This is a genomic window from Rhodoblastus sp. (assembly GCF_041915505.1).
In the GTDB taxonomy this organism is placed as follows: domain Bacteria; phylum Pseudomonadota; class Alphaproteobacteria; order Rhizobiales; family Beijerinckiaceae; genus Rhodoblastus.
Genome location: NZ_JAYSBG010000197.1, coordinates 1 through 6,524 on the forward strand (window position 1 = coordinate 1; position 6,524 = coordinate 6,524).

Sequence of the window (6,524 nt, forward strand, 5' to 3'; positions counted from 1 at the left end):
CGCTCGCAAATCCTCCAGCGACAGATCGAGCGCGGCGAGCCGGGCCGGATCGGCGCGCACCGCGACGGCGGGACGATTGCCGCCGCTGACCGACACGAGGCCGACGCCGGACAATTGCGAAATCTTCTGGGCGATGCGGCTGTCGACCAGATCCTGCACCTTCGTCAGGGGCATGTCCTTCGAGGTCAGAGCCAGGGTCAAGACCGGCGCGTCGGCGGGATTGATCTTGGCGTAGGTCGGCGGCGCCGGCAGGTCGGAGGGCAGAAAGCCGCTCGCCGCATTGATCGCCGCCTGCACCTGCTGTTCGGCAGAATCGAGCGAGAGCGACAAGGCGAATTGCAGGGTGACGACCGTGGCGCCGGCGGCGCTGGTCGAGGCCATTCGCGTCAAGCCCGGCATCTGGCCGAACTGGCGCTCCAGCGGCGCCGTCACCGACGCCGCCATCACTTCCGGCGAGGCGCCCGGATAGAAAGTGCGCACCTCGATGGTCGGATAATCGATCTGCGGCAGAGCCGAAACGGGCAGCAATTTATAGGCGATGGCGCCGACGAGCAGGATCGCCGCCATCAACAGCGAGGTCGCGACCGGGCGGAGGATGAAGGGCCGCGAGACGCCGCCGCTCAAGACTTTCGATCCTTGCCGCCTTCGGTTTTCCCTGCGGCCGGACTACTCTCGGCCTCGGTCTTGCGCGCTTCCGGCAGTGTGACCGTCGCGCCGTCGCGCAGCCGGTCCGCGCCGAGCGTGACAACGCGCTCGCCTTCGCTCAGGCCTTTCTCCACCACCACCGAAGCGCCGCTGGAGGCGCGGACCGAAATCGGCCGCGCGGACACGGTGCGTTCGGGGCCGACGACATAGACGAAGGATCCTCTGGCGCCCTGCTGCACCGAGGCGCTCGGCGCCAGAACCACATTCTTGAGGCTTTCCACCAATATGTCGGCGTTGACAAACTGGTTGGGATAGAGCCGCTCATCCTCATTGGCGAAAAGGGCGCGCAATTTCACCGTGCCGGTGGCGGCGTCGATCCGATTGTCGATGGCGATGAGCTTGCCGCGCGCCAGCGGCCGCGCGGCGTCCTTCTCATAGACCCACACCGGCAGCTCCTCGCCGGCGCGGAACCGTTTCAGAACGGCCGGCAGATCGGCGGCCGGCAAAGTGAAGACGACGGTGATCCGCGACAATTGCGTCACCACCGCCACGCCATTGGAATCGTTGGCCTGAACGTAATTGCCCGGATCGACCTGGCGCAGGCCGACGCGTCCGTCGATCAGCGAGACCACGCTGGTGTAATCGAGATTGAGCTTCGCCTGATCGACCTGCGCCTGGTCCACGGTGACGACGCCCTGATATTGCGCGATCAGCGCGCGCTGGGTGTCCACCTGCTGTTCGGGCACCGCATCTTTCATCTGCTGGCGGAGCGCCTCGTAACGCTTGAGATCGCGTTCGGCATTGGTCAGGAGCGCCTGATCCTTCAGTAATTGGCCGCCAGCCTGGGTCAGCGCCAGCTTGTAGGGTCGCGAATCCACCTCGGCCAGGACATCGCCCGCATAGACGAACTGGCCCTCGGTGAAATTCACCTTGAGCAATTGCCCGGAAATCTGCGACTTGACCACGGATGTCGCGACCGGCGTCACCGCGCCGAGGCCGCTGAGCAAGATCGGAAACTCGCCCCGCGCGACCAGCGCCGCCTCGACCGAAGGCGCGGGTCCGCGCGCGGCGCGCGGCGGGGCGACGGCGCCGAAATAGGCGTCATGAGCGGCCTTGGCGCCCCAGCCCGCCAGTCCGACAAGGGCCAAGGCCGCGCCCCGCCGCAGGAATCGCCGGAACGGCAATGCGGGGCGCGCAGCCGAATGAGGCGGTTCGGCGGTTCCGACGGACATGGAGCGACTCTCGAACGGACAGGGCTAATTTCGTTTTTAATCCTATCATTGTGATAGACATCAAAACAAGAAATCATCGCATACAGCCATGAATTTAAGCGTTGCATCCGATCTTTTTAACGATAAATATGATCGTCTTAGTTCCATCGCCGCAGCCTTGGGCGCGGTTCCCGAAGGATGCGAAACCTGTGTTTGTGTGTTGGGCTGGGCGTCTGGTCTCCGTTTCGCGTGCTGTCGTCCCGCTCGCGCTGTGCCTGAGCGGCTGCGTGCTCGATCACGAGCAAGCCGCGCCCGGCATCGCCATTCCCGCGCGGTTCAGCCAGGCCTGGCAGGAAACCGCGCCGCCGCCGCGCGACTGGCTGGCCTCTTTCGGCTCGGCCGAGATGACGCGTCTCGGAGGCGTCGCCGAGGTGCAAAATCTCGACATCAAGGCGGCCGTGGCGCGGATCGAACAGGCTGACGCCCAGGCGGAGGTGACGGCGGCGGCCCTTTATCCGACCCTCACAGCGAATGGCGTCGCCAGCCAGACCTATTCGCCGCCATTCGCCCGCTCGATCCAGCCGCCTTACAAGCCTTTGCATTCCCCATTGTTCGGCCTGACTTTCACCGCCGCCTACCAGCTCGATTTCTGGGGCAAGAACCGCGACAGCGCCCAGTCGGCGCAGCTCACCGCGCAGGCCGCGCGCTTCGACCGGGACGTCGTGGCGCTCTCGACCGAGGCGGCTCTGGCCAATCTATATTTCCAACTGCTCGAGGCGCAGGATCGCCTCGCGGTGGCGCGCAACAATGTGGATCTGGCGACGCGCGTCCTGCGGGCGGTGCGGGCGCGCAAGTCGGTCGGAACCTCATCGGTTCTCGACGAGGCGCAGCAGGAAACGATCGTTGCGCAGCAGCGCGCCGCCATTCCTCCGCTCGAACAGGCCATCGCCCAGACCCGCAACACAATCGCCGTGCTGCTCGGCCGGACGCCCGAAAGCTCGCATGTCGCCGGCGGCTCGCTGCTGCGCCTGCGCGTCCCGGCCATTCGCGCCGGCCTGCCGGCGCAATTGCTGAGCCGCCGGCCGGACGTGGCCGAAGCCGAAGCAAAATTCGCCGCTCAGGGATTCGCCGTCGACGCCGCGCGCGCCGCCCTTCTGCCCGGCGCGTCCCTGAGCGGGACCAACGGCCTGTTGAGCGAGACGGCGCAGAACCTGTTCAACGGCCAGGCGGCGGCCTATTCGATCGCGGCCAGCCTCGCCCAGCCCATTCTCGACGGCGGCGCGCTGGAAGGACAGCTCAACCAGCAGCGGGGCCGCTACACGGAGCTTCTGGAGGATTATTGCAAGCAGATCCTGACGGCTCTGGCCGATGTCGAGAACGGTCTGGTCGGCGTGAAGCAAACCCAAGAGCGTTTGCGCCTGCAAGGCGAGGCGGTCGTCGCCTCTCGCAAGGGATTTGACGCGGCCGAACTGCTGCTCAGCGGCGGAACCATAGACATCGTCACGTTGGCGACGACCGAGAACGCCTATTTTCAGGCTCTCGACAGCGAGGTTCAGGCGCGCGCCGCCTGTTTCCAGGCCGCGACGGCCCTGTTCCTGGCGCTCGGCGGCGGCTGGTCGCGGCAGGAGATCGCCGCCCTCACCCAGTGATGTGGTCCGAGGACCAGCGCCGATCTATTTCGTAGCGGGCGCGGACAAACCGGCGCCGTCAGCGCGCGTTCGGAAAGAGGCTGCGCAGGGATCCATATTCGACGCGGTCCATTTCCCCGGCGCCGGATTTGAAACATTCCTCAAAAGCGTCTTCGTCAATCTGGAATTTGGCGGAACAGTCCGAGTGGACCTCCGCCGAAGCCTTTGCTTCGTCCGCCCTGACCTTGGCGTCGACATGGCTGATTCCAAGCCCGACAAAGCCCGACAGCATCACGAAAAACAGAACCGGAGCCCAAGTTTCCCCGAAAGCGCGAATGAATTTCAAGGTCGTCTCCATTTGATTGATCGGCGGCCCGGATCGCGATGCCGTGGCGCGAAGTCGTCCGATCGTTCACAAGGGCAGGCTGTCGCCTCGTGGCTGAACCGGTGATGAACGCTCGGGCTCGAGGTGGGGCGGCGGCGCCATGGCGTCGCGCTGGAAAAAGTCACCTGCCGCCGACGCCTTTGGGCTCAGGCCGGCGCGCGGCTGCCGTATCCTTGCGGTCAGGCGGTGGATCAGCGGTTTCTCGACCGCCAGATGCAGCGCGACGCCGGCCGCGATTGCGAAAAGCGGCATGGCGATCTCGAAAAAGCCGGCGTCGGCTCTCGTCGCGGGCGCAAGGCGGGCGATGACCTTCGCGACCAGGACAAGAGCCGGCTGATGGATGAGATAGATCGAATAAGAGGCGTCGCCCAGCAGAACGGCCGCTTTCGGCGCGCGTATGGCCTGGCGACTTTCGAGATTGACCAGGCCGACGATGACTCCCATCGCGGCGAGGCCATAGGAAAGGAAGCGCGCCTGGGAAGGCAGCAAGCTGCTGGCGCGATCGTCCGCCGCGGCGGTCAGCAGGAACAGCAGCGCGCCGAGGACGATGGAGGCCAACGCGGTGTCGCGCGTGACTTTTTCCGTGATCCAGGCGCTGAACAGGCCCAGTCCGAACAGCAGGTGGATGGGATGAAAATAGAAGGTCGCCAGCGCCGGCGCAGGTCCGGGCGCGACCAGCAGGATGAGCGAGCCGGCCAGCCAGAGACCGAGGACGACGACGCCTGCGGCGCGGCTCCAGATGAAGATCGCGAACAGGAGGTAGAACAAAACCTCATGATAAAGCGACCAGGCGACGATGAGGACGGTTTTGGGCGAGCCATAGGGCCCCACGGTAAAGGGCGCGAGCAGATAGGACGACAGCACGTTGCCTGAAGAAAACCGGCCATAGGCGGCCGCGCCGGCGCCGAGCAGCGCGGTGAGCACGATCCAGTAAGGCGGATAGATGCGGATCAGGCGTCGCTCCAGATAGTTTTTCATATCCGCCGCGCCGTGGTCGAAGCGGTACAGGTGGAACATGATGAAGCCGCTGAGGACGAAGAAGATGTCGACGCCGGCGTGCCCGAACTGAAACAGCCCGTGCGACGGTTCTGACGTGAAATATTTCGGGTTCGTGAAAATCTCGGTATTGCTGTGATAGACGAGGACGATCACGGCGGCGAACGCGCGCAGGGCTTGCAGCGTCGTCAGCATCTGCGGTTTCGCGGGCGCGCCGGTCATCGTTCGATCCCCTGGCGGCGAAGGACTCTTTTAAAAAATGTCGGGCCGTCCGCGCCCCGCGCGGAACTGCCGGCGTCGAATGCGGTCCGGCAAGGGCGGTGCGACACAGCCGGCGTCGAAATCCATCGGCCGGCCGCGCCCGCGTCCCCAGCGCGTGAAAGGCCCGCCAGTGCGTCCGTGGCGGGCGCTTCCGCATTCCTCGGCCTCAAGACGAAGCCGAATTGTAGCCAGAATGCGCGCGGTCCGCGACGATGGCAAGAGCCGCCTCAAAGGAGAGCCTCGTCCTCCGCCTTCAGCGGCGCGGGAGGAAAACCGGTTTCGGGAACGCTCGCTTCGCTTCCTCGTTAGGATTGAGCGCCTCGGACAAGGCGCCGCACAAGCGCCAAAATTTTACGCTGCGAATGGTTTAATGGTAGTTGGCTTGCGGTCGCGACGCCGACCCCTTGTGCCTGATAAGACGGCGGATGGCGGGATGTTGAATTTGGCTCGTTTTCTCTCAAGCGCTCCCTCGCCTGTCCCTTGGCGCGCGCTTTGCGTGCTGGGATTTGTCGCGGCGTCGCTCGCGCCCGCTTGCGCCGCGCCCGCCAATACGCTGCGGGAGCTGTTCGTTCAGCTCGACGGCTGCATGAAGGTCGTCGGCGAACCGGGCGAGGAACTGACCATCGCCTTCAGCCTCAAACGCGACGGCGCGCTGCTTGGCAAGCCGCATATCGCCTTTTCGAAGCTGCCCCGCGACGGCGCCGTCCGGACCGATTTTCTGGAGAGCGTCGCCGGCGCCTTCAGCCGCTGCCTGCCCGCTCAGATCACCGATGCGCTCGGCGGCGCCGTTGCGGGACGGCGCCTGACAATGCGTTTCGTCATCCGAGGCCGTGACTTCCCGAGCTAATCCTCGCATTCTAACACGCCTGACGGCGCGCATCCCGCCCAAGAGAAGGCGTTTCGCGCATTTGGCAGGCTGGGAGGCTTCAATGAACCAGAAAAAACATCCTATCCGCGCGATGGCGCTGGCGGGCGCAGCCGCGCTTTGCCTAGGCGCGAGCCAGCGGCCGGCTTGGCCGCAAGGCATGCTGTCGGGCGTCGATCTCACGTCTTCGGCCTTTACTAAGGCCGATCTTTCGCGCGCCGACGTCGAGGCGATGATCAAGCAGGGCGGCGGCGCGCTCGATCTGTCCGACAAGAGCCTCAATGGCCTCGACCTGTCGAACCTCAACCTGTCCGGCGCTAATCTGCGCGGCGCGCGGCTGAACCGAGCCAAGCTCGCGGGCGCCGATCTCCACGGCGCGCAGCTCGATCAAGTCTGGGCTCTGACGGCCGATTTCACCGGCGCCAATCTGGCGGGCGCAAGTCTGTTCGGAACCCAGATGCAGGGAGCCAAAATGGATCGCGCCAATTTTTCCCACGCCCGGCTGGCCGGTGATTTCACCGGCGCGAGCATGA

At 65.2% G+C, this 6,524-nt stretch carries 7 protein-coding genes; 3 read left to right on the forward strand and 4 right to left on the reverse strand.

Annotated elements, in window-relative coordinates:
• Positions 1 to 624, reverse strand: a 624-nt coding sequence (locus tag ACE3S9_RS12630; RefSeq protein WP_374546820.1) for an efflux RND transporter permease subunit, incomplete at its 3' end; no start/stop codon positions are given.
• Positions 621 to 1,877 carry an efflux RND transporter periplasmic adaptor subunit gene (locus tag ACE3S9_RS12635; RefSeq protein WP_374546821.1) on the reverse strand — a complete coding sequence of 419 codons (1,257 nt, stop codon included), beginning with the start codon at positions 1,875 to 1,877 and terminating at the stop codon, positions 621 to 623. The genes ACE3S9_RS12630 and ACE3S9_RS12635, both read right to left, overlap by 4 nt.
• A 188-nt stretch (positions 1,878 to 2,065) precedes the next feature.
• Here ACE3S9_RS12635 and ACE3S9_RS12640 point away from each other — a divergent pair, with 188 nt between their 5' ends.
• Positions 2,066 to 3,505 carry an efflux transporter outer membrane subunit gene (locus tag ACE3S9_RS12640; protein ID WP_374546822.1) on the forward strand — a complete coding sequence of 480 codons (1,440 nt, stop codon included), beginning with the start codon at positions 2,066 to 2,068 and terminating at the stop codon, positions 3,503 to 3,505.
• 58 nt (positions 3,506 to 3,563) lie between these two features.
• On the opposite strand, the gene ACE3S9_RS12645 is transcribed toward ACE3S9_RS12640, so the two are convergent.
• A complete protein-coding gene (locus ACE3S9_RS12645; RefSeq protein WP_374546823.1) occupies positions 3,564 to 3,830 on the reverse strand; it encodes a hypothetical protein in 267 nt (88 codons plus the stop codon).
• Between the two features lie 66 nt (positions 3,831 to 3,896).
• Complete coding sequence (locus ACE3S9_RS12650) at positions 3,897 to 5,087, reverse strand: acyltransferase family protein (RefSeq protein ID WP_374546824.1); 1,191 nt, start codon at positions 5,085 to 5,087, stop codon at positions 3,897 to 3,899.
• A gap of 535 nt (positions 5,088 to 5,622) precedes the next feature.
• On the opposite strand from ACE3S9_RS12650, the gene ACE3S9_RS12655 reads away from it, so the two are divergent.
• Positions 5,623 to 5,973: a hypothetical protein gene (locus ACE3S9_RS12655; protein ID WP_374546825.1), complete on the forward strand. Its 351-nt coding sequence runs from the start codon at positions 5,623 to 5,625 to the stop codon at positions 5,971 to 5,973.
• 82 nt (positions 5,974 to 6,055) lie between these two features.
• Positions 6,056 to 6,524 (forward strand): pentapeptide repeat-containing protein (locus ACE3S9_RS12660; RefSeq protein ID WP_374546826.1); only part of this gene is annotated, 469 nt, incomplete at its 3' end.